Here is a 24,555-nt window from a genome sequence, read left to right as displayed (position 1 = left end):
AGCAAAAAAGACTAGCCAAACGGCTAGCCCTCTTTATAATCTTCATTTGTGATTTGCTTGTACTGATCAGCATCAATATTGCCAATCTTTACAAAGTAAGCTACATCGTCGTCTTTATAACCACCGATAATAAACATAAATTTAATGAAATCAAACATTATTTTGTACCCCCTGTTGTTGTGTTAGATGTATTTTGGCGTGCTTCATATTCTGCTAAAACTGGAGCTATTGCCTTAGCAAGCTTTCCTGAACTATTAATGGCATTATCGGCTTTTTTATCAGCTGCAATAGCTGTTACTATTGCTTTGCCAACATTCTTGCCCAGCAATGCATTAGCATTTGTTGTTTCTTCATCAGGTGTCATACCAGTAGATAAGTGAACTAACTTATTATCTGCTTGACGAACGGTCCATAAGTAACTATCCGAACTAGAAAAGGCTGGATCATTATCAACTAATGTCCAACCTTTATCTTTAAATAATTTAACTTGTAGTTCTGCACCAAACTCACTTGTGGTGACCGTACCAACGATATTTCTATCGTTATCTAATTGAACTGCTATTTTCATATTATGCCTCCTTAGTTTTTATATGATGTAATTTTATCAACCTGATCATAATATTCATAATTAACTATTTTGCTGCCAAAAATCATCTTCAAAGATCTGGTGTAGTCTACAACAATTGAATCTTTATTGACAATTATCGTGGATTGACTAGGACCAGCTACATTAGCTGTTTGTGGAGTACTATGACCTGAATTACTCCATCCATCATTTGTTTTGTCCCACCAATTAATCGAGGCAGTAGTGCTTGGCCATGAATTAAACGGAATACTAAATTTATAACCAATAATTAATTTTTCTTTAGGAATCTTTATAATTCTTTTCATTCCCAAATCAGAACTCAATACTTTTCCAGTAAGAGTATTAGCACTTAAATCTCTGTAATGATATGAATATTCATCGAATGCTAATTCTAATCCATCCATTGAATTTTCATAATAATCTGATGTTCCTGCTAAGGCAATTTGACCAACTGCCTGACCTGTAAAAAAGTTGATGGAAGATGGTAACTGTGCTACTGGTTTCTGCGTTGAAAATGTAGCAATTACATCAACAACTACATCGTAATTAGCCCCTGTTACACCAGCAGAATTTCCGTCATTATCATAGCCAGTGACACTGTAATAGGTCATGGTGCCATCACCATTAAATTTTACTTTAAGATGTGGCGCCAAGAAGTTCTTGCCTTCTTGCAAATTTTCACCAATGCCATTAATTGGAATATCTAGTTCATTAGTGGTGGCTAAATCAGCTGATTTAATATAAACAGGATAAACAGACGTAGTCGTAAAATATCCTTCTTTAACAGCATTGCTTGTATCATAATTCAATTCAATATCTGAAACGTCACCTTTAGCTCCAGCTGTCATAACTGTCTTTTGAAGATGTAACAAGAATGTAGCACCGTCACCAGCCATATTAAATTTAGTACCAACATCCCTAAGCAAAGTTACTGTTTTAGACGTTGTTGGTTCCTCAGCTACGCTTTCATCACGTTGATAAAGCAAGTATCTTTCAGTAATTTCACCATCGGCAAGCGAACCAGCATAATAATCAGCTCCAGCAGACGGGTGATCAGAATTATCTCCACCGCCAGTATCACCACCAGAACCATTGCCAATTAAACCAGTGATATCACCGAAATTCTTGTCATCGGTTGGAATTTTATGAATTTTACCGCTTGAATCTTTATAAAAAAGTCCTTGCAGTGCATTAGCTGCAATTCGAGCAACTTTTGTAATTGCATTTTCTACCATTTATTTATCCTCCTGTTATTCTGTTGTTGTTGACAATGCCGCTTGTAATGAATCAATTTTTGCCGAAACTGTTGAATCAGATATCTTATCTGTCGTATCAATCTTTGCAATTTCAGTTTTAACAAATGATTGTGCACCTGTTACAGTCATCAAATATGCTGATTAATTAATAAAATTGTCAGTTTTATCAATTGGCAACTTAATGATTCTGCCGGTGCCATCATCGGTCTTAATAACAATTGGCAAACTAGTGACCAGCTTGGCTACCCTATCTAAATCTGTCATGCTTGATCACTACTCCCTTCGATAATTCCAGTCAAAAGGTCAACCTTTGATGAAATATCCTTGTCCAAAATGACATCATCAACATTTACAATGATTTTGCCGGTATTAATACCCAATTGAACAGCAGTGTTAAGCCCATCTTTAGTAACTAATCCGTCATCGCTAATTTGTTTCTCAAGCCCGTCCATACGAGTTTGTGCAGTATCAATATCGCCATTCAAAGAATCAAGTTTCTGCTTGCTTTGACTAACAAAAGTATCAACATTGCCAATGCCTTCTTTTAATTCTTGATCTAACTTAGTTAAGGCTTGCTGCATAGTCTCATCAACTTGTTTGAGCTCTGAAGCTATGATTGCTGCATATGCATTCAGTAGATAGTTAATTTGATGGTCTGCTGATGTCTCCATTTCTTTGATATGTGCTAGTAAACGTACATATTCAGATGCGTAAAATTCTTGGACAACCGGCATAGCCACATCGTTGGCAATTACTTTAATTGAAAAATCTAAGGTAGTTAGAATCTTAGTTCTATCCGTGTTTTCAATCACAAAATGAGCATTCTTATAATAGCCGGCTGACTGTGCAATTACTGCTGATGGTGTCCAGTCAATGAATCCCAAGTTTGCTTGTGTTGGATTAAATCCCTCGTCATCCAAAATGATATTGCCGTCAGCATCTCGTCCCTCGAATCGGATTAAATAATTATCCATTGGAACGTTGCCATCAATATTCTTAAATGTAATAGGTACATGTAGCATTCCTGATTGGCCTTGACGAATAGTTATCATTTGGAAAATACGTTTATTGGTAAGAGTATCCAACACACTTTGTGGCATATTGTGTGTACTCTCGTCTGATGTGTCTTCGTGAGGCAAGTAAAAAGCCTTTGATCCATCAAGATAGAAAATCAAAGGCTGCTCCATTGGCAAATCTGTATCTAATGTTCGGTATTCTGCACCAACTGAAGGTACACGATATTTAACACCAATATCCGGTTGAACGTCAGTAGATGACATATCCGTATTTACATTACTTTCCATCGCTATCTCCTTCCTCATCTTCAGTATTCAAATTCTCAACTTTGCCTTCGACATTAGAATCCATAATTTTATCATTGTAATCAGGATTGCCAGTAAAGCCTTTAGCAAAGTTAGAATTTGGTTGTGGCTTATCACCAATATAATGATTGATATTGGTGATTTGTTTTTGAAGAAAATCAATCTTCTTATCAACATCAGCTTTTGAATAGTATCGTTCATCAATCAGTTTAGAAATTGATGTAGAAATTTCAGATAATTGATCATCAGTTAACTGCTTGAAGAAATCAATAATTTCGTTCTCATTTGATTGCTGTAACGCTTGATTTTTAAGTAGTAAGTTAATAACTTTCTCAATCGTTTCAACATTGTAATCATTTGAATGAAACATGCTTGGTCCAATCAACTCTTGGGTTAAGTGGTCTAAGTGGACGTCATTACCATCAAAGCCTTCAATATTTTGAAGTTCTGGTAATTTTAGTAAAGTCTTCAAATCAACTAGCCTAAAACGTCTAAACACTGTCTTACCAGCATTATCATTACCAAGAATTTCAACAATTTGGTTATTGTCTTTATCTATGTAAGTTGTACCAGTTGCAGACGTTTTTGAGATTTGATTATTTGGCAATCGACCGTATTCAATTAGCTGTAAATCTTGATTTAGATAAGGTGAATAGAATTGCTGTGTCCCATCATATCCTTGCATTAGCTCCCCTCCTTTGAATTATTTTGACTAGCTTCAAGGCTGTTAACCTTTGCAGCTAATTTTTTAACTGATTTATTTAGCAACTTATTGTTTCTTTCATGAAGCTTTAATGTGCTAGCAACTTCAAAATTGATATTCTTCTTTGACATCTTCGAGTTATCTAACGATATCGTCATTGGAGTATCTTTCATCAGTGGGTTACCACTAATACCATTCAAAGTGACAATTGTTTTAATACCAAGTGGGCCAGCATCTAAGTAACTTGTATCACCAATTTTCATGGTGTCATCTTGATAACTCAAGTTAACTGTTAATTCAATGACTGGCTCTGTTTGTAGTACCGAATCAGCGTACTGCTTCATCTGTTCTACCGTTTTGATTTGATCATTAGTAATATCATCGCCAATCTTCAAACCATATTGGTCTCTTGATGGAGCGTTGTAATAAAAAAAAGGCTCAAACACATAATTTGTGTCATCCGCCGTTGTTCCATCAGTTTGACCTTGATTATCACTAGGCTCAACATCATATTGACCACTGAAATCAAAATCACTTTGATCAACCCATTGATTAGTTGCAATTCGATAGTAAGACTTGCCATTAGCACCATCACTCACAGAACCGTTAATCATCCAACGGGAACCATTCATAACACCATGATTTAACTTAGTCTGCGGGGACCATGGAGAATCGTACACAGTAGCTCCAAAAACAGTATTCTTAACCTCCGTGACAGCAACGTCAGTAGCGCCACTGAAATCTAGCGCCGATTGGTCAATCCATCCAGAATCAATTTTGTACCATGATTTAGATTGAGCACCATCGGAAGCTTCGGCAGTGATTTTGTATTGAGTACCATTTGAAACAGCCTTTCCTATTTTAGTTTGTGGTGTGAAAGGAGAATCGTATACGTCCACTTCATCATCTGATTTAACAGTACCCTGACCGGTAACCACTTGGATAGTTTGATTCTCGGGCTTAATGTCGCCTTCTTTATCAAATGTGACATAGTTTTCAGCTACCCATTCATCAGTAGCGACAAAGTAATATGTAACATCATCAACAACCTTTTTAGACGTTGAAAGAAAGCTATCACCATTAGTTAAATAACGTTTAACAGTGGCCATATCAGGTCCAACAACGGGTGCACCTTGCGCATTCATTGTTGATATTGTCAGATGAGCATTACCGATTGATGAACTGACATTATTATCCTTATCGGTATCATCGTCAGAGCTAGAATCGCCATCAACTTTGATAGTTCCTTCACCCCAAACTAAATCTATTACATGATTTTCGGGCTTAACAGCTCCTGGTAAATCAAATCTGACGTGTTCAGAACTAATCCATGCATTAACACCAACTTCATACCAAGTCGTACTATCAATTGAAACCTGTTGAGCAATCTTATAGATGGATCCATTGGCAAGAATTTGACCAGTTTTGATTTTCTTAGTTGGCGAACTGTAAACCGGCACACCATTAACTGCTGAAATAACTCCTTTAGCTTCAGGACCAACTGGAGTAGCTGACATAGATATTCCTGCGGAATCAACTACTGCAACCGCTCCATCAGTTTGATTATGCTCATTGTCTTGAGTTGCACCATAGAGCATGGCTCCATTCTTAATCGATGTACGATCAATTGAAACTTCAATATCATTAGTGCTATACAGGTTTCTAAACGTCTTATTAGTTTGATGTTTATATGAAGCATCATCGTAAATGATGACTGTTTTTTCGCTAGGCAACCATTTTGCACCATAGCTATCGACTGCCTTTTGAACAGCATCGAGTCCGGAACAGTTACCCCAATCAGTGATATCAACTTTAGGAAAATCCCCAATCAATTTGTACGTATAACCGTCAACATTATATTCAGAATCAAATACAAACTTCATTGCTTCATCCAATGAATACGTTTGACTGCCACTATTAACTTTAAATTGCTTGAAATCTTGCATTCCAAAAATTTCATGTGTGCATGTGACATCTTTAGTTGTTAAGCCATCTACGACCTTTTCAACCAATTGCATGACATTATACTTTTGACCATCAAAGATGATTGAGGCACCGTCTTGCAACATCTCAAAGGATAACGAAGTATCTTTTGAAAGGAATGCTGTGAAAGTTATTGAGAATGTCTCACTAATCTGTTGATCAATATTAAATGTGCTCTCATCTAAGCAAGTCAGCCATTCTTCGCTCTGGCCGTCAGCTGACCTTACTAATAATTTATGATTAGACGTTAGTTGTAGATAAAGTAGAACTCAAAAGATACATCAGAATTTGATAGACCAGAAATCTCAAATTCATTGTTACCTTTAGCAAGTGAAATAGTCCCGTGATCAGAATTAATACCATCGTTAGTCCCATTAATCATAGGATTAACACCATCTAAAATTAGTTCATCAGATGATGTTAAAACACGATTATAAGTGAATGATTCACCGGTAGTGTTATTAGTTAGGGTTGGCGAACCAGACCCTCTAATGTGAATTTTTAAGTAATGGTGCTGTGCCAATGGGTCAATAGCGAATGAACTAGGATTATAAATAGAAAACTTCTTTTCTTTGGATTCAAAGGAAATATCTTTGTTAGGCATTCCCATGCCATAAGAAAAGAAGTTTTTATTTTTATCAAATATTTCTAATGATGTACCGACACTCTCACGAACGCCAGTGTAGTTATTAAACGTAATTTGGAATGTTCCAGCTTTCTCATTGAAGTAAGTTGGAACAATCGGCTTAGTAACCACACGGTACTTATAGGTGGGTTCACGACTGAATACAATCCAAAAGCCACCACGAATCATGAAGAAATTCTGTAATTCTTCAATCAGCATTAAGAATTCTGATTCATTAGTAGCGTCAATCATCCATGTTGATTGAATATCCCTACTATCAAATGAACCTGATGTGCGTGTTTGACCATCACGTGTATTAATTTTTTGCCAATTGTCTACAGGATTCGTCATTGGAGAATCATAGTCATAACAATGCACTCCAAATAAATCTTCGACATCATAATAAGATTTCCAATTAATCCCATCAGTCGAAATAGCAACTTCTACTGGATCATATGGCAATCTTGATGGATTATCATGACCATTTGAAAATCCGTACGCATGTGGCTTGGGATTTTCTAATGATTCATCTTTAAATACTTTTTCAGTCACTAATTACTATCTCCTTTCTACTATTGTCTATTGCCTTGCATGTAACCATAAACAGCTGTATCACGTTGGTTTTGTTGATTAAGGTTATTAGATGTTCTTACTACGTTAATTTCTGGAGCAAAGTTCTTTCCATTAATGGAGCCTAGCAAATTAATAACTGCATCTAATTTTTGACCGATATCACTACTGATATTTCCCATTAAATTAGATGACTTAAATTCTGGGTGAAAGTCAGCCATTTTGTACATCAATTGATTCATTAATGGTAATGCTGATGGTCGTGCTGGATTAATTACAACTTCAGGTTCACCAGCAACCTCACCGGCAACGTTTCCATTACCAAGATAAGTTGGACTAGTCATCCAACCACCATTGGCCAAAAAGTTAATCTGTCTGCCTGTTCCGATTCGGTTCCATCCACCGTTGTGCATATAGGCGTTTGTTGTTGCCATAATCTGATCAACACCAGATAAGATATTGGTGTGACCGGGAACAGCATAAGCCATGAATGTTTGCGGAATAAATTGCAATAATCCCATGGCAGGATTACCAGCAAGTGAATTCTTATCAGAAATTTGTTGGCGAATGGCAGCATTACCACCAGATTCACGAGCAATTTCACGAACATATGCAGCCGCTTCCCAGTCAATCCCATTTGGTGGGTTGGCTCCCATATCTTTAAGAACTTTCTTAACGATTGGTAACCATGCTTGTGCGGCTTTAGGATCACCAGCAACGGATTGAGCTTCTAGCTCTTTATCTTTCAGCTTGCTTAATTGGTCTTTGACCCAATTAATTGATTGCTTAACAACGTAATGGCCTGCTGGAGGTGCAAACGTACTACCAAATTTAGTAGCTTGACTAATCTTTGAAGTAGCTTTATCCCAGACAGATGTTAAATTGCCTAGCGGGTCTTTTAAGAAGTCCGTAATACCTTCTAGTTTGTCTTTAACCCAGCTACCCATGTCACTCAATTCACCTTTAATCCAACCACCAACACCATTTGCATAATGTGGCACTGAACTAGGTGCAAAACGTTGAGCCGTTTCAGTGGCAGGTACAACTGTGGCACCGGGTTTCAAGTCAACCATGACATTTCTCATCTTAGGAATGACTCTCCAAGGTTCACCCGGATTCTTGAATGCTTCTTCAAACAGGGGTCCCTTTTGATCATTGATAAGAGCAGGTCCGCCAGGGTGATATCCAACACCGCCAGCGTACTTGATTGGTGCAATAGATTGAGCTTTTCCACCAAAGAACTTGATAACGGTATTAATTCCGCCGATACCACCATTGATGGCTCCAACAACGCCTTTCATGGCATCGTGAGCTAAATCTTTAAAGGTTCCAAAAATATCTTTAAATAATTTCTGAACACCCTTCCAAAAGCTGTCCCAGCCCGATTTAAAGCTAGATTTAAAGCCGCTCCACCAAGTATTTATACCAGTGGTGAAATCATCATAGGCTGTATGCATACCTTTCCATCTATCATGTATATCGGTCTTTCTGTCTTTCCATCCTTGATTCCAGTCTTTGCCGAAATCTTTAGAAAATCCAGACCACCATGTACCAATACCAGTAGTGAAATCATCGTAGGCAGAGTGCATACCCTTCCACGTATCATGCATACCGGCTTTTCTATCTTTCCAAGTCTTGTCCCATTTCTTACCGAAATCTTTTGTAAATCCAGACCACCATTTACTAATGTTCTTATCCCAACTGGTAGTAGTCTTTTGTGTATCTTTCCAGAATCCATCCCAAGCTTTGCCAAACTTAGATTTCCTTAAAGATTTAGTCATAGAATCAAGCGAGTCGCTAAATAACTTAGCAAACCCTTTTTTTCCACTAAAAATCTTACCTAAGCCATCAGACCACGTTTGCATAGCCTTCTTAGTTTTCTTATCCTTGTTGAACCATTTAGCAACTCCATCAAATGTTCCGGTAAGATTGGACAACAATCCTTTCTTACCTTTAGTTGAATTTTTAACAGATGATTCAAGACCAGACATCCATTTGTCAAAGCCTTTTTTAGTAGACTTATCCTTTATTAACCAGTCTCCAACGCCTTTAAAAATGCCAGTCAGATTGTTTCCAAGACCCTTTTTACCTTTAGTAGATGTTTTGACTGATTTTTCTAGTCCTGACACCCACTTAGTAACGTTTTTTCCGGTCTTAGTATCCTTCAAGAACCAAGCCGTGACACCAGCAAACGGATTGACTAGCGAGGCAGTAATTTCAGTCTTGTGCTTCTTGACCCAATCTGTGCCTGTCTTAAAACCAGATTGAATATTTTTTCCAATCTTTCCAGTTTCTTTGCCAATTGCTTGTTCCCATCCTAGCTTGCCAGTAAATAACTTTTTAGCTCCATCAATTCCAGTTTTGACACCTTTCACGATACTGCCACCAAGTTTATTCATAGCATCTCTAAAGGGCTTGATATGCTTATAAGCTTCATAGAAAGCAACACCTAATCCAATCACAGCAAGTGCTATATCAACATAAGGGTTCATTAAGGCCGTCTTACCTAAAGTCATCATGGTAGTACCAAAGGTCTTTAATGCTCCAATTGTTTTAGCACCAAAAGCCACAGCTAAATCTTTTCCTGCCAAAGCTAAATCCTTAACTTTACCAGCGCCAGAGACAACTGCCTTAACAGTATAAGTGGTCGCTTTGCTTGCACCTTTTCCAATTAGACCTCCAGCGCCTTTTAAACCCTTCCAAGTCCATTTACCAACAAATTTCAGAGTCTTTGAACCGCCTGTTTTAATTAATCTTCCAAACCCCTTAAGTCCTTTCCATGTCCAATGTCCAATGAACTCAACTGGCTTTCTCGCAACCTTCTGGCTATTATCTCCAGTACCAACTATTTTGGTAAACAAACCGCCCTTATTTTTATCACCGATACCTGCAATTTTAGCCAAGGGATCAAATACACCTTTGGCCATCTTAAATCCTTTAATTGCTAAAAGTGCTCCGGCAATATTAGAGATTGCAGTTTTATGCTTAGCAATTGCACTTAAAATGCTTTCGAAAGTTTTAAGTGGATCAGCAGAGCTTTTAGCGTTCTTATCAACAAGTCCAAATTTCTCAGCTATGGTAGTCATGATTGACTTTATATCATTCCAAATGGCTTTACCGAAAATAGAAGCAATCTCACCAACGTCTTTACCAATCTTCATAATGGTTTCTTTATGACTATCAATATATTTGATGATGTCCCCGATACCATTTAAAACTTTGCCTGTCGCTGATCCAATTGCTTTAGAATACTTCTGCATTGCATCATCAGATAGCAAATCTCTAATCGCACCACTAGCAGATTTAGTAGTGTCAAATGTTTGAGACATGATATCACCCATTAATTTGCTGAAACGTGAGTGAATATACATTCCCATGCCCATATAAGAAGTCATGGCTTCTTGAGTACCACCAGAGTATTTCTTACCCAAATAATCCAGTGTTTCAGTAAATTGTGTTGCACTTAATTTACCAGCCGCTGACATCGCATATAATTCCTTCATTGATTTACCGGTAGCTTTTTGTAAAGCTTCACCGAACATAGGGAAACGATTGATCATAACCGCCATGTCTTCTGAACCGGCTTTACCACCAGCAACAATTTTAGCGAACATCTCACCTGATTCTGCTAAAGCGGAATTACTCATATGTAAGGTAGAACCCAGTGCCACAAATGAATTTGTCCACCTTTTTGTTTCGTCAACGTTAGAATGAACATGATAAAAGGATTGAGCCATTTCATTAATAGTATCAGCAGCATAAATTGAGTGTTGTGATAAACTATTAATATAATTAACTAATTCTTTGCCGTCTCTCGGTGCTTCTGTTGTAAGAGCCGTCCAAACGGTCTTCATAGTATCTTGTTCCTTGTTGTACTCCATTCCGGCTTGCGTTGCTGACTTTAAACCACTGGTCAATTGATTAACACCATTGGAAATCATCTGTCCCGCAAAAGTACCAGCTATGATTTCTTTAAGATGACCAAACTTCTTGGTGGCAGTATCAACCGAAGAACTATCGACATTTACTTTCTTAGTAATCGGCTTAGTTATTTCAGCAATTTCCCTATTGATCTCGCTAAATTCACCTTTATTAGCTATGAAATCTAAACGAGTCCGTGCTTCTTTAGGAACTGCATTATACATAGCTTTGTATGTTGTAAATCCTCTTTGCTCCGCAATAGCTTCAAGCTTAGTTTTCTTTTCTTTAGGTAAAGAATCATAATCATGTTTTGCCGATTCGAAAGCCTGCTTATCAAACTTAGCTTTTAACTCAGTTTGAATATCTTTAGGAAGGGTTCGCATATAGCTATCAAAGTTATCAAATCCCATTTTATCGGCAATTGCTTCCAACTTTGTTTGATGTGTTTTAGATAATCCATCTAACTGTGAAGCATATTGCTGAACCTTAGATTCATCGGCACTAATATCAAACTTAGTGGTTTTAGGCTTAGTTAACTTATCAAACGATTGCGATACTCTGCTAAGCGTTGGGGTGACATTATCTTCAGCAGAAAGTCTAAAAATCTTATTAACGACAATATCTGACATCTACTCACGCCCCCTCTTCATTACCAAGTTATAAAATGCCCTGCTATCGTTCTTGACTCTTTGTTCCTCACTCTGATTACTACCAAAACTATCGGCGTTACTTTTTAATTCATCTAAACTTTGCTGAATTGTCTCGTTTTGCTCTTGAATATTTTGAACGAATCCAACGGGCTTTATCATTGCAGAACTCAATCGTTCATCTTGCAACCTGTCATATTGTGCTAGCAAAGCACCTTTACATAAGTCTCTAAATTCATTTGGAGTAAGTTTGTAAAAATCATCTATGTCAGTTATTCCAACAATTCTTCGTGCTTGAACAATAAGCACATCCAAATCCAAGAAACTCTTTACTTCTTGATTCTCTTTTCCATTTCCTTGAGTGCTTTTTTGCGCTCCTCGATTTGAAGTTTCCCTACTTCTCTGTCTTCGTCTGTCAACGTAGGCATCTTGTAAGCTTCTTGCATACTCTTGATTGAATCTGCTACGGAGTTTAGCAACTGTTGTACTGCTGTCGCGAAAAAACCATCTGACATAAATCCTTGAAGAATATCACTAGAAACTGCGTGAATATTCTCAAATCCTTTTTGTTCTGAAATTTGTGCCACAATTTCATCTTCCGGAATTTTGCCACCGGCAACACAATAGAAGAAGTAAATCACTTGATTCATGTCATCATTAAAAATCCCATTCAAAAATGTATTGAATTTAGATGATCGTTCTTCACGTTCTTTACCGGCAATATTTTTATATAAACCATAAGTAAATGATGGTTCTACTTCCGTACCTTTGATGTTCAATTTAATCATTTTGAGTTCTCCTAATTGAATAATTCCGACCGCCACCGCTCATATTTGAGTGAGTATGCTCTTTTATTAGTCCCTAAACCGTTGGAGATGTATTTGATGTGTCACCTGATTTACCAGATGATGTATCACTAGTTGATGGGTTAGATGTTGGATTTGAACCATTCGTATTATCAACAACTTTATAAGCAGGTCCCATTACATCTTCCCCAGTTGAAGTATCTTGAACTTCAATAGTGTCATCGTCGACGGTCTTATCAATAGTTTCACCATTTTCTGTACCAATATCACTTGGGTGGGCGTAATTGTAATACTTATCTAAATCATCAAGTACCCCATCTTCGAAGTCAGCTTCATTCAATTCAAAAGCATTTTCATCAGAATTAAGCGCACGTTCAACACCATTAACTTCGAATTGAAGATTAGATGTAACAATCCCACCTAGTGCTTCAGTGTTAGGCAAATTGGGTACATATGATTGCGAATATTGTGCTTGAACTTTTCGATTTGGTTTAGTTCCATGTAAGGTGTTTAAATCAACTCTCCACAAGCCAATTAATTCACCTTTTTGCCATGCAGCATACAAATCCCAGTACAAATCTTTTCCGTTTTTGGCTGGATCATCAAAAATAACATCAACGGTTCTTTGCTGGTTAATAGCTCCAACACCTTTCGCCGTACCTCTCTTAGTAGCTGTAGATTGAACAGCGCGAGCGTTAGTCCCTGATGTGGCACCTTGTTGGCCTAAAATATGAGCCTTGTTAGCCAATGGTTCATGCATAAATCGTTTATATAAATAAATGATTTTATCAGCATCCCGACCCTTAAATGCTTTCTTAAATTTGTTGTCGGTAGTAGTATCTCCGTCCATTTCATTTCCTCTTTTCTTAAAATTGGGTAAAAAAATAGACATCCACGTTTAAATGAATGTCTAAATAACTATTCTTTCTGATATGTAATAATCAATCATCAAGTTGTATCTTCTTAAGATTTGTGATGTAGATGTATCTGTCAGCGTTCTGTCATCATAACCAGAATACCGACAATTATAATTTGATAAATTCAAATGTTGGAGTAATTGCTTAATTTCATAACAGTTGTCCATCATTTGATCATTGTTGTTATTTTTAATGTCGTAGTAATCAACACATAATGTATAAGCCGATCTAACTTCATTTTTAGAAATATTATTGTTACTAGAATTTTCAACATAAAAACTGATTTGTGGATATTCCGCACTATCACTATCTTCAGTATCAAATACAGGAATCCCAAATTGGCTTAATACTTTTAAAGCACTTGTCATCAAATCTCGTGTTGGTGAAATATTGACCACCTACTTTATTGAATTTTTAAGCATCTCATCAGTGTAAGTATCTACATCGAGATCACGTCCACTATCTCTCATTGGATGCTGTGCTGGATAATCCTTACTTTTTAGGCCATGTTCAAACGCACTACCGTAAGGATATCCACCACTAGATTTACCTTTGCCATCACTAGACAGTGCTGTTGGGAATACATCAACGCTTAATTTATCGTCAGAAATTTTCTTTTTGATACTCTTTTCGAGATTACCATTACCACGATATCCGCTTTTTGAATGGTATTCACGTTCTCTAATCAAATCCACAGCATCGGAAACTTCTTGGTTTCCAAGCTTTTCAATTAATTTAGGAACATTTTTTTCCATTCTTGCTTTGTCCTGCAAAATAATCTCGGCCAAATCTGAATTACCAGATTGTTTTAAAGACCTTGCCATAGTAATCATTGGGTCTTTATAATCATCTTTGATCTGAATTCTAACAGTCGGTTGATTCTCATTTTCATCTTCATTCATGGTTTAACCACCGTCCCAGTGACGTACATAGTAGTTCGATTACGATGATTTCTGATTTGACTAACTGAATATTTAGGCGATTGAGTTTTCTCGTTAAATTCACCTTCAAATCCAACGAAATCAGCTTTTTCAGGTGAATTGAATCTAATTACCCACGACTTAGCAAACTGTCGTCCAAATACGTTTAGTTGTTCTTGAGCGCCATTCAGTTCTGTTACTCTAGCACCATAGTATTTGGTAGCTACTAGCTTTTTTGTGTGGTCTAAAGGTGAACTATTAGGCTTACTTACTTCGTGAACCAAATAAATAACAGGTCTAATCAAAGGTCATCACGCTCCCTCTATGGTCATTCTCTTCCAGACCATCTTTGTACTGGTTAAGCAAATCAAAATAAGGTGATAAATCCGTGTCTTGGAACGTCAATGACATCCCCTCTTCAGAAATAGATTTAGTCCCTTCATAGTTTTCTTTAGTCAAAGCGTCTTGAGTAACTTTTTGAACAATAACAGTCAGCTTAGAATCGATAGTATCAATATCTAAATACAGTTTGATTTCATCAATAGCATTATCAATGTAAATTTTGATTCTAGGAATTCGAGGATCATCGGTTTTGAGATCGTTAAGAACTTCTATATTTTTTAAAACTGTATCAGTAACTGTGGGCGTTTCTTCACTCATGCAATCACCTCATTACTTGCCTGTTGTAGTACCAGATGTTGATGCTGCTGTCTTCTTAGCCTTAGTATTGATATTTGTAACGACATACTTAGGATCAACCTTGAACTTATAAGCCACAACACCAATGTTACGTGGATCGGTAACAATCTTGTAATAAGGTACTGTTGCACTTTCAAGCTTATTAACAGTTAAGCCTTCATATGATTGTGTAACATCATATCCCAAGCCATTTGGATGCATTGAAACGATACGGCGGTTAATAATTGCTGATTGGCCTCCTTTTCCTAATGCATCACGAGTTACTTCAACGGCGTTTTGACTTGATGGGGCTGTTGAATAACGCATAGCTCCGTCGCTCAAAGCGTACATTGTTGTTGTACCGTCAGCTGCTAATTCAATATCATCATCTTCAACGATTGAAATACCGTTATAAGTTGTAAGGTTTGTAGCACCTTGAGATGGTTGAACATCAGCAATTAAGTTTTGCTCACGCATAGCAAATACAGTGGCTGAATTAACAACTAGTCTAGTCAAACTTGGTGTTGCAACATCACCCATTCTTGATAATGCTGCTAAATAATCCCCAGTTGATAAATCCTTTGCTGTATCAAATCCAAACGACTTTTCTTGTTTCAAATCATCAATAAGATACATATTATTAAGCAATGCTAATAGCAAACGTTGGTCTTGACCTTGCCAATAATTTGAAAAGCGTGATGTAATACGTGCTTGAACATTAGCTCCTGAAACTTGTTGACCAAAGTCGGAAGCACCATATGCCATTGCTTGATAAAACTTGATAGCATTATGTTGATCAGTTGTTAATGAATTTACCTTAATATCATCGGTGTCATTCCAATCTTGTGGATCACCATATAAATCATTTAATACTGGAATATTCATTAATCTGCCTGGGTCTTGCAAATGTGCCCCCATTACATCATCGGCGGTAATAGCTCCAGACGTTAGTAACCGATTAGTTTTAGTATTGTCGTTATTAATATATTGTGCCCAAATCTCAGGAATAACTAATTGACCTAAAAATGTAGAGCCGGTAAATTGTGGCATTTAAATTTCCTTCTTTCTATTTATTTAAATAATTCTTCTTAATCAAATCTGGATTTTGCAGATATGCCTTAGTTAAATCTTCAAGGCTCATGTCACTTAAATCCTCATTGACTGTTGTAGCTTGACTGCCAGTAGCGGTTTGAGGTGAACTCTTACCCTTTAGGCGTTCTTCAACACTTTCTTGCACAGCTTTATCAAATTCAGTTTTGACACTTTCAAGGTTTTGTTGAGTCTCGTCATCAGTAGAACCAACGAACAATTTTGCAAATGATTGTGGCAATCCTTTTTCGGCTACAATCTTATTAGCACTATCAACTAATGCACGGTGTTTGTTTTCTTCTTGCAGTTTTGCAATTTGATTTTCAAGCTCTTGAGTATGAGCATCCGACTTCTCTTTATCTGTCATATTTGCTTCGGTGTCATGCTTTGCAATTGCTTCTTTAATCAAATTTGGAATGTTTCCAACCTTGCTTTGCAACTCTTTAATAGTTTGATCGGCACGAGCTTTTTCTTTGGCTTTGCCTGCACTTACTAATTGATTAACTTTTTCTTGTTGCTTATCATCAAAAGTCACTTCAGTTTGAGTAGGCTCATTATTTACATTTGGTTCTTGTGATTGGTCATTATTTTGATTAGGGTCCATAAGTTATCCTCCCGTTTTAAGCCCGTCGGCATTGATTTCCATTTATAGCCCGTCGGCTTTATACCCATGGCTCTTTAACGCCTGACACACGTTTGAAGGCATAAAAAAAGACAACATTTAAAGTTGCCTACAATTCATCTAATTCATCTGTGACATCGTAATCACTATTATCCCAATCATCATCGTCATTAATTTCAATGACAGTACACTGACAATTAGGATGCATTAACGGAAAGTTAACACCTTCTTCAGCATCTTCAACATTAAATATCTGGCCATCAAGTGCATCACAATCAGCACAAGTATTTTGAGCTTCTAGTGATATATATTTATACTTCTTAACGCCTCTTGAATGGAAGTCTTGCAACCTAGTACGGTTCATGGCTTGAGCTGTCGCAGTCCTGATTAATCCTGCTGCACGTCCCATTTGACCATCGGTAGCTTTGTCACCACCAGTCAAAATATTGGAAATAGTAGTTTTCCAATTCAAAGAATCCTTAGGACTTTTAGCAGCCATTTCGGCAACGTCACGAACTTTTCTAAGTGTCTGCATAGTTTGCTTATTGATTGATGAAAACATGTCAGAATCAACGTGACTGTCCAATGTGGCATTTTGAACTGACTTATAAATAATTGCATCGACATTCTTACTTTGCTCTGAAATATGTCTATTATTTCTAAGAACTTTAGTAGCTTGATGATATGTTGAAGCATTGACAACATCAGGAATATTTTTAGTTGATACGCCTAAATGAATCTTTTGAGCCATCGACTGTCTGACAACATCCCTAGTGATATTAGCCATTAACATATCACCATTAGTTCTTAGCTCATTACTACCATATGCAATCTTAATAAGATTCTGATCATCAGCACTAGCGTTATAAAAAGTATCTTTTAAATTGGCTAAGAAGTTAGCAATCTCATCAGGACTAGCCTTCGCTGTCCATGATTTGTTAGCTCCCATGAACGCATCAACATCATTAATAACCTTAGATTGAGTATCTCGATACATGTGTTCTATTTCTTTAACACGTTCGTCCTGCTTACCATAGACTTTTTGAGCAATTCTAATCGCTTGATTCTTCGTTAGTTTCATCAGAATCTACCTCTTTTGAATCAGAATCATCACTTTCTGGCTCTTGATTATCGTCAGACTTTCTATTAAATACCTTGTTAAAAGGATTACTCTTTTGAGCTTCTTCAGTATCATCTTCATTACGTTCCTTTTCGGACTCATAACTCACACCTGTGATTGGTTCTATTTGTTCAAGAATAGTCTGATCAGAAACTTTACCGGTATTAACCAAAGCGGTGACGGTCTGCATAATTTCTGCATCATTCTTAGGCAAATTAGGCGTATAGATTGGATTAATGTTCTCAACCATACTTGCATCTTTAATGTCATTTAACTTTTGCCAATAATTACCCAATAAGCGCATACGGCGCATGATTCCTCTTGTATACAATGATTCCTGATTAGAACGCTCTTGATCACTGCCCCAAAGCTTATATGACATGGCAACACCCGACGCATTTGATGCAAAGTTAGCATCACTTGTATCGGGTGTATTTGTGTCCTTATGAATTTCCATATTCAAAGCATCAATGTAGAGTTTCCAGCCATCAGAATTCAATTCTTTAGTTAGATACGATGCAGTAGGTTGAACAACCTGGCTGTTATCATTGATACCACTCTTAACTAGTGCTGGCTTTAACCATATCTTGCTTTGATGAGTATCAATTTGAGGCTTCTTCTTATAAAGAATATGTCCATCTTCATCTTTCAATGGTTGGCCATCAGCGCCGACCCATGGTGTTTTAGGAACATCAATATCACCAGTAATCATAAGCATTGCATTGCTAAAGTCTTCTTGTGAGTTTGCCATTTCAGACTTACTTTTATCGATTGCATCAATGGTATCAAGCTTATATTCCCAGTCACCCATACGTTCATCATTATTAATATATTCAGTGATTGGAACACTACCAAAGCTATGCTCTTCACTTCTTAATAATGTTAGTTGTCCATCATAATCAGACGTTGGCTTGTAATAGTAAATATGATCATCAGTATAGATAACTGTGTACCAATAATCTTGCTGATTAAAGTTGATGTTGTAATAATAAACGGCAAATAGTGAATGTTGTTCCATGCTAGAATCGTAAACCACAAACGCATTAGCAGGGTTCACAGGTCGTAATGCCACTTCGTTGGTATTCTCACGTACATACATTAATTCGTACGCACGTCCCATAATTGACAGGTTCTTGCCCATAATTTTTTCATGATATGATTCATCATTCTTAGAATTAAAATCAGCAATCAAATCATTGAGCTTATCTTCATCATCTTTAGATGTATCAGAATCTTCGTTGTATTGAAATTTAATATTGTTGCCGAAACGATAGCCAGTTTTAATTGATGTAATGAAATGAGCAAACCCACTTGCAATACGATTATCGGCCCTACTGTCAGACTTTTCACTATCCCAGTAGTGAATATCATTGTCACCAATGTAATAACGATACAACGTTAATAAGCGTGGTACTTGAAGCGCTTGGTGTTTCTCAATAAATTGGGTCGCAACTTCTCCAAGCTTAACCGAATTCTTCTTCAAAGCATCAAATATTTCTTGTGGCATTTTGTATTGTTTATTTGATTCAAGTGAGAAACGTCTACCACTCAACATATGAATTGTTCGTTGATCTGGATAAGGTAGACTTGAATAGTACGCCATTGGATTATCTTCAATTGCCATTAAATCACTCTCCTTTCATTTAGAGTCCCAGGCTATCTAAATAGTCAGCTTGCTCATTGATTGATGGCGCTTGTGTTTCTGATTGCATTGCCATGACTGATTCAGCAACACCTGTTAATGAATCAGATGCATCATCATGCAGATTCTTACCTGCTCTTTGATATTTTTTAATAGCATCAAAAAAGACTGGAAATCTTAACTTCCAGTCCTCCGGATAATGTACATGTTCTTCTACCCAACTTGAGTTAGATAGAATACGTGCATCTTTATTTTGTCCATTGTGAAACCAATTAATAACTGTTCGATTAGTTCCATATTCATTCTTTAATTTGCTATCAACTTGGCGTGCAAATCCTTTACCACCATTATTGGATTCGATACGTGCCATATTAACGTGATTACGATAATAGCTTTCAGTCACCAGTTTTTCCGTTACTTCCATGGGTTCCTGTGTCATGACCACATCTAAGATATACGGTTCTTGTTTGTACATCCCATATACGATTGATACCAGATAATCAGAGCCTTCGTCAGCAGTATCACAGTAAGCATATATGCCAGTAAATTCTGGTTGCTTAGTGTAAGTATTGAACTTCTGATACAAAGCACCCTTCAAGTCAATTGGCTCTTGCTGATAGTTAGCAGCTGCTATTTCAGGCGACATCACGGATATCTTGCGTTTATATTCAGTATATGAAAGAACATCATCACATAACATTGTTCCATCATCTTGCAAAGCCTTCATATTGATGTGCTTAACTTTGAAACCAGCTTTAGGCATTTCTGTTAATACACGTCCAGCTAAATCGCCTGATGCCCAACGAGTCATGATAATCAGCACTTTGCCACCTTTTTCAAGACGTGAAATCATAGTATCCACATACCAACGATAGATATCATCTAATCTATTAGCGTTGTTAGCTTCTTGAGCTGACTTAATAACATCATCAATAATAATAAGATCAGCACCAAAACCAGTAGATGTACCGCTTGGAGATGTAGCAAGATAATTGTTGACCGGGTTACCTTCTAAGCTCCACATATTCATTGCCGCATCACCATACTTGATATGGGTGTCAGGAAAAATATCATTATAAACAAGTATATTGTCATCAGCTTTAACTTCTTGAATAGTATTACGTACTGACTTACTGAACACGGTTGATAGTGTTTCATTGTAAGAGCCTGTCATAATTCTAAACGTGTTGTCACGTCCTAATATCCATTCAACAAAGTTAGTGGCGGTTAATGATTTGCCATGACGTGGTGGCTCATTAACAACTAACACTTGATTATTACTTGTCAGAAAGTCTTCCAAATCATTACACAAATCTACCAAGTATTTACGATTAGGCTTGTAAAAGTCTGGCATTCTCAGTTTGCAGAAATCAAAAAAATGTCGTCGTGCAAGTTCAATCTCTGCACCACGTCTGATCCAGTCATTTCTGTTCATGAGCAATCTTCTTCAATTCGGCATCAGTAAGATTGGCATACGGGTTATGAACATTTAAACCACCGGATAACTCAGTCTCATGCTTATCACGCCATTCTTCAGGCTTACGATTCTTTAACCAGAATATAGCAGCAGTCGTATCAGGTGGAACCTCTTTTTCAACTAATCCCAATTTAATTCGTCTGGTAGTCTTCACACCTTTGATAGCAGCATCTTGAATCTCTTGTTTAGATGCTTCAGGGTGCTTCAACTTCCACTTGTTTTCATAGTCACGTCTTCTAACATCAATTAATTCATCGTCAAGCGGGACAACTTTGTATTGTGTCTCGGTAGTCGTGAATCCCTTGGCACGCTTGAATAAGGCGTTCTCAATTTCACGATCAACAACGGATTTCCCCTTTTTTAGGGTCTCCGATATCTCCGATTGCTTTTTTTTCCACTCATAAAGTGTTGATGGAACAATCCCAATATTATGGGCTATTTGTTCGTCAGTTAAGCCATCACGTGCCCAGCCTTCTAATTGAAGTAGTCCTTCGGGAGTTATCCATTCACCAATATTTGACTTAGCCAACATCATCACCTACTTTCTAACTGTTTTTGGTCTGTTAAGGTACTTCTTTTTTTGTTTCTTTTCATCTCTGGCAATATCACCAATCATTTTGGCCTCTTGAGATGTCATATATCCAAAGGATGTCTTAATCATTTTCATGGAACCACAGCTTTCTAAACTTCTCGTCAGATCTCTTTACAGCTCTTAATGTCATATTGTTTCCTCCAAAATAAAAAGCCGATAGGAATTAACCTATCAGCTAGTGGCGTACTAAGTACGCGTTCAGTTTTAATATAGTGTGAGTGGGATTCGAACCCACGTCCTTACCCGTCCTGCTTAGAGAACCGTTCAGTTTAGTGAACTATCACACTACGATTAGCCTTAACGGTAACACGTCTGCCCCCTCATCATCACGATGTCAGCCAACGTACGAATAGTCGGCGTAAGTTTCACGGCTAATATAATTAAGTATTCACCAGGCTAGGCCTATGTTAATACCATTAATGACTATGATCATTACCAAAAGGCTGTTTTCATAATCATATATAGCTAGGCAAGGAATCGAACCTTGCACCAGGATTTCCTTGAATAGTTTCCCGGGATTTATAAACTAATCAAAACCTATCCGTGATAATACCCTTCAAAGATATTATCTAGAACTCTGCTTTTAAGAGAGCTGGACTACGTTACCCTTTGCGCCACTAGCTACTGTTGTATATGAATTAGTGTCGCTACCGTATTCATATACTATATGTTATTTACAAAAAGGAAAAACGAGGCTTTCCTTTATATTTTATGGCCGTTTTCCGCCGGCCAATGTGAGAACCAGGAGTTGAACCTGAAGTTAATCGAAGTAGCATGTAAAATAATATTAAGTCCTGGGAAGGAACGTCTATCTAAAATTGGTCTTTATTAACTCGCCCACGCGTTCTCACGAAATGAAGAGCGTTATCATAACTCTTCTAACAAATGAGCTCCTTTTAAACGGTAGAGTAACCGCATATCTAATCTTTTCTACGATACCAATATTACTCAGAATCACTCCGAATGTCCTACGGACTTTGTCCACTCAAACTCCACTATTTTCATTTTTCATAACATTTACTTCCATGTCATAATAATCGCTGAATGAATCGGCGAAATACAACATAGCCATTCTTTTACATTCGAAATATCTCGATGATTCATACCCGGTCTGTTCTAAAGCCACGGTATTACCTTTTCCATACAAAAAGCAATATTTTATAATTGTTTTAAAATAATGGTTATCTGGTCCATCTGGCATACGCTCTACCATTTTATAAGTAGCCTTAACCAAATCTGTTGCCCACAATTGCCCCATAATTTTGTCTTCTTGCGTATTTCTAGTCGTTCCTGAAGTTCCAACTGTATCAAAACTGGGCGACTGTATAGAAGCAATATTCATATGTGAGCGAACCTTTAACCTTGGAAACTCGTGTTCAAAATAGTATTTAACGTTTTTAATTGTTTGATCTTCGTCTAGTTCTGGAAATAATCCCATTAATACAGCCCCCGTAGTGATATAATTGATTTGCTGGAACCAATTAATTAGCTGCTCACATTTGTGGGTGGCTTTTTTGTTGTCTAATTATCCAAATTGTTAATAAAAATTGTACTTACAATAATCCCATAACCAATACCTTCAACTAACTTCCAATTAAGTTCTTGCTTACTAATTCGTTCCTTCAATTGCTTATTCTCTTCTAACAAGCACTTATCATTATTCATTAAAAGTTCTTGTATTTCGGCGGTCTTTCTTGCAAATTCATCAATTATCATTTAATTTCCTCTCAAACGTTTAATTCTGGTAGCTCTAAAATTCTTGTTAACAATTTATAATCAGCCTTAGTAGTTTCCAAAGCTTGATATCCAAACATACCATCATACGCTATGAAGTAATTGATATTCATTATTATTGAAGATGTATACATCCCTTTAATTCGATTTATCTTTAAGGTTTCCAATGTAGTTCCTGTCTCGTGATTAATACGTACCGTTACCCATTTAGCCATGCTCCACCTCATAACCATTTACTAGTGCATCGACACACTTGGTGTAAAATTCTTCATCTCCATGACTTCTCATATAGTCTTCTAAATCATTGAACTTACTACCGCCATGCATATACATCATATAAATTTCGTTTAATGCTTCATCTAAACTTTGTTCGCCTTGTTGAATCGTTAAATCAAACTTCTTTGCAAAGTCATCAAAAACTTCAGGCATAACAGGCTTTGAATTAACTTCTTTAGATAGACATTCAATTGCATAAACCGCCTTACTCCATGTAATATGCCCCGGATTACCATTAGGATGTCTGTTAGCTTCATCTACGATGCTGTTTAGTCTATTTGAAATGCCTATTACTTTTTCTTTATTCATCGTCTGCCTCCACTGGCACAGCGAATGCCATATATCTTGAATCGATAGCTTTGATTTCTTGTTCAGTAAAGCTATTTTCACCACTGCCTAATATATCAGGTGATTGAGCGTGATCAAATTTGCCGCCCATATCTCGTATAAGATAGGGATAATTTACTTTAGGCATTTTAATATAATATTTTTGTTCAGAAAACTTAGCTTTGCCGGTATAGAAATCTACAATGTCTTGGATGATAGAAATCTGTTCTCTGCTGCTTGCTTTATGATAGTTATCCCAGACATAACCACAATTCGTATCCTCAGGATATCCAGTTATATTATGTAGAAAGTTGCCAAGATTTCCTGTTTCTTTAGCATCCTCAAGTTCTTCACGTTCTTCTTTAGTCCAGCCTTTTAAAATTCTTACGTTATCCATTTTTATGCTCTCCTGTAGTTGTCTTAAACTTTTTATAAAATCTGCCGTATCAACGTTAATATTCACTTTGATGTCTTTAAGACTTGCCATTACTTAACGCCTCGTTCCTATGTTTATTCCTTCTAAAATTTAGTTCTTGCCATTCCTCATCAGCCTTATATAATCTTTTTCCAATTCGATTATTTCGACGTTGTATATCACTGATGTAGAAAAGCTCTTTATGCATAGCTTTTGCTATCTCAGTCAATTTATAATTGTTCTCACGCATTTGATAAACCGCTAAATTGTCATCATTAACTTTTATCAATTGGATCACCTCATTTTCTAAAACGGCGTGATTATGTG

At 36.9% G+C, this 24,555-nt stretch carries 30 protein-coding genes, 1 tRNA gene and 1 pseudogene; all 32 read right to left on the bottom strand.

The features are described from left to right. Positions 1 to 23 precede the first annotated feature (23 nt). On the bottom strand, positions 24 to 158 hold the full coding sequence (locus D1B17_RS05615; RefSeq protein ID WP_120142644.1) for an XkdX family protein: 135 nt from the start codon (positions 156 to 158) through the stop codon (positions 24 to 26). Next, a complete protein-coding gene (locus tag D1B17_RS05610) occupies positions 158 to 568 on the bottom strand; it encodes a hypothetical protein (protein ID WP_120142645.1) in 411 nt (136 codons plus the stop codon). Before D1B17_RS05610 ends, D1B17_RS05615 begins: the two co-directional genes overlap by 1 nt. An 11-nt stretch (positions 569 to 579) precedes the next feature. Beyond that, positions 580 to 1,821, bottom strand: a complete 1,242-nt coding sequence (locus tag D1B17_RS05605) for a hypothetical protein (protein WP_120142646.1) — start codon at positions 1,819 to 1,821, stop codon at positions 580 to 582. Positions 1,822 to 1,836: 15 nt separating this feature from the next. Continuing rightward, positions 1,837 to 1,971 (bottom strand): hypothetical protein, encoded by a 135-nt coding sequence (locus tag D1B17_RS12875; protein WP_276606958.1) that lies wholly within the window; start codon positions 1,969 to 1,971, stop codon positions 1,837 to 1,839. A gap of 12 nt (positions 1,972 to 1,983) precedes the next feature. Beyond that, positions 1,984 to 2,106, bottom strand: coding sequence for a hypothetical protein (locus D1B17_RS12870; RefSeq protein ID WP_276606957.1), 123 nt, complete (start codon positions 2,104 to 2,106; stop codon positions 1,984 to 1,986). Continuing rightward, positions 2,103 to 3,146 carry a BppU family phage baseplate upper protein gene (locus D1B17_RS05600; RefSeq protein WP_166806624.1) on the bottom strand — a complete coding sequence of 348 codons (1,044 nt, stop codon included), beginning with the start codon at positions 3,144 to 3,146 and terminating at the stop codon, positions 2,103 to 2,105. The genes D1B17_RS12870 and D1B17_RS05600 overlap by 4 nt, the downstream gene beginning before the upstream one ends. Then, positions 3,136 to 3,849 carry a hypothetical protein gene (locus D1B17_RS05595; RefSeq protein WP_120142648.1) on the bottom strand — a complete coding sequence of 238 codons (714 nt, stop codon included), beginning with the start codon at positions 3,847 to 3,849 and terminating at the stop codon, positions 3,136 to 3,138. The genes D1B17_RS05600 and D1B17_RS05595 overlap by 11 nt, the downstream gene beginning before the upstream one ends. Next, complete coding sequence (locus tag D1B17_RS05590; RefSeq protein ID WP_276606962.1) at positions 3,849 to 5,813, bottom strand: phage tail protein; 1,965 nt, start codon at positions 5,811 to 5,813, stop codon at positions 3,849 to 3,851. Before D1B17_RS05590 ends, D1B17_RS05595 begins: the two co-directional genes overlap by 1 nt. Before the next feature lie 24 nt (positions 5,814 to 5,837). Then, positions 5,838 to 6,068, bottom strand: a pseudogene (locus D1B17_RS12865) (hypothetical protein); the annotation flags it as partial. 29 nt (positions 6,069 to 6,097) lie between these two features. Then, entirely contained in the window at positions 6,098 to 7,027 is a 930-nt protein-coding gene (locus tag D1B17_RS05585) for a phage tail domain-containing protein (protein ID WP_120142650.1), read from the bottom strand. Between the two features lie 20 nt (positions 7,028 to 7,047). Next, on the bottom strand, positions 7,048 to 11,595 hold the full coding sequence (locus D1B17_RS05580; protein WP_120142651.1) for a tape measure protein: 4,548 nt from the start codon (positions 11,593 to 11,595) through the stop codon (positions 7,048 to 7,050). Next, positions 11,596 to 11,922, bottom strand: coding sequence for a hypothetical protein (locus tag D1B17_RS05575; protein WP_166806623.1), 327 nt, complete (start codon positions 11,920 to 11,922; stop codon positions 11,596 to 11,598). Positions 11,923 to 11,942: 20 nt separating this feature from the next. Then, the gene (locus D1B17_RS05570) at positions 11,943 to 12,401 is read right to left on the bottom strand and encodes a hypothetical protein (RefSeq protein ID WP_120142653.1); all 459 of its coding nucleotides are present in this window, start codon (positions 12,399 to 12,401) and stop codon (positions 11,943 to 11,945) included. A 73-nt stretch (positions 12,402 to 12,474) separates the two neighbouring features. Beyond that, positions 12,475 to 13,269, bottom strand: coding sequence for a hypothetical protein (locus D1B17_RS05565; RefSeq protein ID WP_120142654.1), 795 nt, complete (start codon positions 13,267 to 13,269; stop codon positions 12,475 to 12,477). Between the two features lie 60 nt (positions 13,270 to 13,329). Continuing rightward, positions 13,330 to 13,734, bottom strand: a complete 405-nt coding sequence (locus D1B17_RS05560) for a DUF6838 family protein (RefSeq protein WP_120142655.1) — start codon at positions 13,732 to 13,734, stop codon at positions 13,330 to 13,332. Next, the gene (locus D1B17_RS05555) at positions 13,735 to 14,238 is read right to left on the bottom strand and encodes a hypothetical protein (RefSeq protein ID WP_120142656.1); all 504 of its coding nucleotides are present in this window, start codon (positions 14,236 to 14,238) and stop codon (positions 13,735 to 13,737) included. It lies immediately after the preceding gene. Beyond that, positions 14,235 to 14,561 (bottom strand): hypothetical protein, encoded by a 327-nt coding sequence (locus D1B17_RS05550; protein ID WP_120142657.1) that lies wholly within the window; start codon positions 14,559 to 14,561, stop codon positions 14,235 to 14,237. Before D1B17_RS05550 ends, D1B17_RS05555 begins: the two co-directional genes overlap by 4 nt. Further along, positions 14,554 to 14,916, bottom strand: a complete 363-nt coding sequence (locus D1B17_RS05545) for a phage head-tail connector protein (protein WP_120142658.1) — start codon at positions 14,914 to 14,916, stop codon at positions 14,554 to 14,556. The genes D1B17_RS05550 and D1B17_RS05545 overlap by 8 nt, the downstream gene beginning before the upstream one ends. 12 nt (positions 14,917 to 14,928) lie before the next feature. Then, positions 14,929 to 15,984 carry a capsid protein gene (locus tag D1B17_RS05540; RefSeq protein ID WP_120142659.1) on the bottom strand — a complete coding sequence of 352 codons (1,056 nt, stop codon included), beginning with the start codon at positions 15,982 to 15,984 and terminating at the stop codon, positions 14,929 to 14,931. A gap of 16 nt (positions 15,985 to 16,000) precedes the next feature. Next, positions 16,001 to 16,627: a DUF4355 domain-containing protein gene (locus D1B17_RS05535; protein ID WP_120142660.1), complete on the bottom strand. Its 627-nt coding sequence runs from the start codon at positions 16,625 to 16,627 to the stop codon at positions 16,001 to 16,003. Positions 16,628 to 16,754: 127 nt separating this feature from the next. Beyond that, on the bottom strand, positions 16,755 to 17,726 hold the full coding sequence (locus D1B17_RS05530) for a minor capsid protein (protein ID WP_120142661.1): 972 nt from the start codon (positions 17,724 to 17,726) through the stop codon (positions 16,755 to 16,757). Continuing rightward, positions 17,698 to 19,389: a phage portal protein gene (locus tag D1B17_RS05525; protein ID WP_120142662.1), complete on the bottom strand. Its 1,692-nt coding sequence runs from the start codon at positions 19,387 to 19,389 to the stop codon at positions 17,698 to 17,700. The genes D1B17_RS05530 and D1B17_RS05525 overlap by 29 nt, the downstream gene beginning before the upstream one ends. Positions 19,390 to 19,408: 19 nt before the next feature. Continuing rightward, positions 19,409 to 20,842: a phage terminase large subunit gene (gene terL, locus D1B17_RS05520; protein ID WP_120142663.1), complete on the bottom strand. Its 1,434-nt coding sequence runs from the start codon at positions 20,840 to 20,842 to the stop codon at positions 19,409 to 19,411. Continuing rightward, positions 20,829 to 21,413: a helix-turn-helix domain-containing protein gene (locus D1B17_RS05515; protein ID WP_120144261.1), complete on the bottom strand. Its 585-nt coding sequence runs from the start codon at positions 21,411 to 21,413 to the stop codon at positions 20,829 to 20,831. Before D1B17_RS05515 ends, terL begins: the two co-directional genes overlap by 14 nt. A gap of 9 nt (positions 21,414 to 21,422) precedes the next feature. Next, on the bottom strand, positions 21,423 to 21,545 hold the full coding sequence (locus D1B17_RS12860) for a hypothetical protein (protein ID WP_276606956.1): 123 nt from the start codon (positions 21,543 to 21,545) through the stop codon (positions 21,423 to 21,425). Positions 21,546 to 21,686: 141 nt separating this feature from the next. Then, positions 21,687 to 21,763: transfer RNA gene (locus D1B17_RS12570), tRNA-Ala, on the bottom strand. Between the two features lie 698 nt (positions 21,764 to 22,461). Then, positions 22,462 to 22,914, bottom strand: coding sequence for an ArpU family phage packaging/lysis transcriptional regulator (locus tag D1B17_RS05510; RefSeq protein WP_120142664.1), 453 nt, complete (start codon positions 22,912 to 22,914; stop codon positions 22,462 to 22,464). A gap of 83 nt (positions 22,915 to 22,997) precedes the next feature. Further along, entirely contained in the window at positions 22,998 to 23,192 is a 195-nt protein-coding gene (locus D1B17_RS05505; protein ID WP_120142665.1) for a hypothetical protein, read from the bottom strand. Positions 23,193 to 23,203: 11 nt separating this feature from the next. Continuing rightward, positions 23,204 to 23,425, bottom strand: a complete 222-nt coding sequence (locus D1B17_RS05500) for a hypothetical protein (RefSeq protein ID WP_120142666.1) — start codon at positions 23,423 to 23,425, stop codon at positions 23,204 to 23,206. Beyond that, the gene (locus D1B17_RS05495) at positions 23,418 to 23,795 is read right to left on the bottom strand and encodes a hypothetical protein (protein WP_120142667.1); all 378 of its coding nucleotides are present in this window, start codon (positions 23,793 to 23,795) and stop codon (positions 23,418 to 23,420) included. Before D1B17_RS05495 ends, D1B17_RS05500 begins: the two co-directional genes overlap by 8 nt. Continuing rightward, entirely contained in the window at positions 23,788 to 24,300 is a 513-nt protein-coding gene (locus D1B17_RS05490; protein ID WP_120142668.1) for a DUF1642 domain-containing protein, read from the bottom strand. Before D1B17_RS05490 ends, D1B17_RS05495 begins: the two co-directional genes overlap by 8 nt. Then, a complete protein-coding gene (locus tag D1B17_RS05485) occupies positions 24,287 to 24,517 on the bottom strand; it encodes a hypothetical protein (RefSeq protein WP_120142669.1) in 231 nt (76 codons plus the stop codon). Before D1B17_RS05485 ends, D1B17_RS05490 begins: the two co-directional genes overlap by 14 nt. Positions 24,518 to 24,555: the final 38 nt, after the last annotated feature.

The sequence above is a fragment of the Companilactobacillus zhachilii genome (genome assembly GCF_003606365.2).
Lineage (GTDB): Bacteria > Bacillota > Bacilli > Lactobacillales > Lactobacillaceae > Companilactobacillus > Companilactobacillus zhachilii.
This window is presented reverse-complemented; position numbering and strand designations above follow the sequence as displayed.

What these genes read in the sequence shown, in the direction of transcription:
- D1B17_RS05615 (WP_120142644.1), bottom strand. Translation starts at nt 158, where the DNA reads ATGTTTGATTTCATTAAATTTATGTTTATTATCGGTGGTTATAAAGAC.
- D1B17_RS05610 (WP_120142645.1), bottom strand. Translation starts at nt 568, where the DNA reads ATGAAAATAGCAGTTCAATTAGATAACGATAGAAATATCGTTGGTACG.
- D1B17_RS05605 (WP_120142646.1), bottom strand. Translation starts at nt 1,821, where the DNA reads ATGGTAGAAAATGCAATTACAAAAGTTGCTCGAATTGCAGCTAATGCA.
- D1B17_RS12875 (WP_276606958.1), bottom strand. Translation starts at nt 1,971, where the DNA reads ATGACTGTAACAGGTGCACAATCATTTGTTAAAACTGAAATTGCAAAG.
- D1B17_RS12870 (WP_276606957.1), bottom strand. Translation starts at nt 2,106, where the DNA reads ATGACAGATTTAGATAGGGTAGCCAAGCTGGTCACTAGTTTGCCAATT.
- D1B17_RS05600 (WP_166806624.1), bottom strand. Translation starts at nt 3,146, where the DNA reads ATGGAAAGTAATGTAAATACGGATATGTCATCTACTGACGTTCAACCG.
- D1B17_RS05595 (WP_120142648.1), bottom strand. Translation starts at nt 3,849, where the DNA reads ATGCAAGGATATGATGGGACACAGCAATTCTATTCACCTTATCTAAAT.
- D1B17_RS05590 (WP_276606962.1), bottom strand. Translation starts at nt 5,813, where the DNA reads ATGCAAGATTTCAAGCAATTTAAAGTTAATAGTGGCAGTCAAACGTAT.
- D1B17_RS05580 (WP_120142651.1), bottom strand. Translation starts at nt 11,595, where the DNA reads ATGTCAGATATTGTCGTTAATAAGATTTTTAGACTTTCTGCTGAAGAT.
- D1B17_RS05570 (WP_120142653.1), bottom strand. Translation starts at nt 12,401, where the DNA reads ATGATTAAATTGAACATCAAAGGTACGGAAGTAGAACCATCATTTACT.
- D1B17_RS05565 (WP_120142654.1), bottom strand. Translation starts at nt 13,269, where the DNA reads ATGGACGGAGATACTACTACCGACAACAAATTTAAGAAAGCATTTAAG.
- D1B17_RS05555 (WP_120142656.1), bottom strand. Translation starts at nt 14,238, where the DNA reads ATGAATGAAGATGAAAATGAGAATCAACCGACTGTTAGAATTCAGATC.
- D1B17_RS05545 (WP_120142658.1), bottom strand. Translation starts at nt 14,916, where the DNA reads ATGAGTGAAGAAACGCCCACAGTTACTGATACAGTTTTAAAAAATATA.
- D1B17_RS05540 (WP_120142659.1), bottom strand. Translation starts at nt 15,984, where the DNA reads ATGCCACAATTTACCGGCTCTACATTTTTAGGTCAATTAGTTATTCCT.
- D1B17_RS05535 (WP_120142660.1), bottom strand. Translation starts at nt 16,627, where the DNA reads ATGGACCCTAATCAAAATAATGACCAATCACAAGAACCAAATGTAAAT.
- D1B17_RS05530 (WP_120142661.1), bottom strand. Translation starts at nt 17,726, where the DNA reads ATGAAACTAACGAAGAATCAAGCGATTAGAATTGCTCAAAAAGTCTAT.
- D1B17_RS05525 (WP_120142662.1), bottom strand. Translation starts at nt 19,389, where the DNA reads ATGGCAATTGAAGATAATCCAATGGCGTACTATTCAAGTCTACCTTAT.
- terL (WP_120142663.1), bottom strand. Translation starts at nt 20,842, where the DNA reads ATGAACAGAAATGACTGGATCAGACGTGGTGCAGAGATTGAACTTGCA.
- D1B17_RS12860 (WP_276606956.1), bottom strand. Translation starts at nt 21,545, where the DNA reads ATGATTAAGACATCCTTTGGATATATGACATCTCAAGAGGCCAAAATG.
- D1B17_RS05510 (WP_120142664.1), bottom strand. Translation starts at nt 22,914, where the DNA reads ATGGGATTATTTCCAGAACTAGACGAAGATCAAACAATTAAAAACGTT.
- D1B17_RS05505 (WP_120142665.1), bottom strand. Translation starts at nt 23,192, where the DNA reads ATGATAATTGATGAATTTGCAAGAAAGACCGCCGAAATACAAGAACTT.
- D1B17_RS05500 (WP_120142666.1), bottom strand. Translation starts at nt 23,425, where the DNA reads ATGGCTAAATGGGTAACGGTACGTATTAATCACGAGACAGGAACTACA.
- D1B17_RS05495 (WP_120142667.1), bottom strand. Translation starts at nt 23,795, where the DNA reads ATGAATAAAGAAAAAGTAATAGGCATTTCAAATAGACTAAACAGCATC.
- D1B17_RS05490 (WP_120142668.1), bottom strand. Translation starts at nt 24,300, where the DNA reads ATGGCAAGTCTTAAAGACATCAAAGTGAATATTAACGTTGATACGGCA.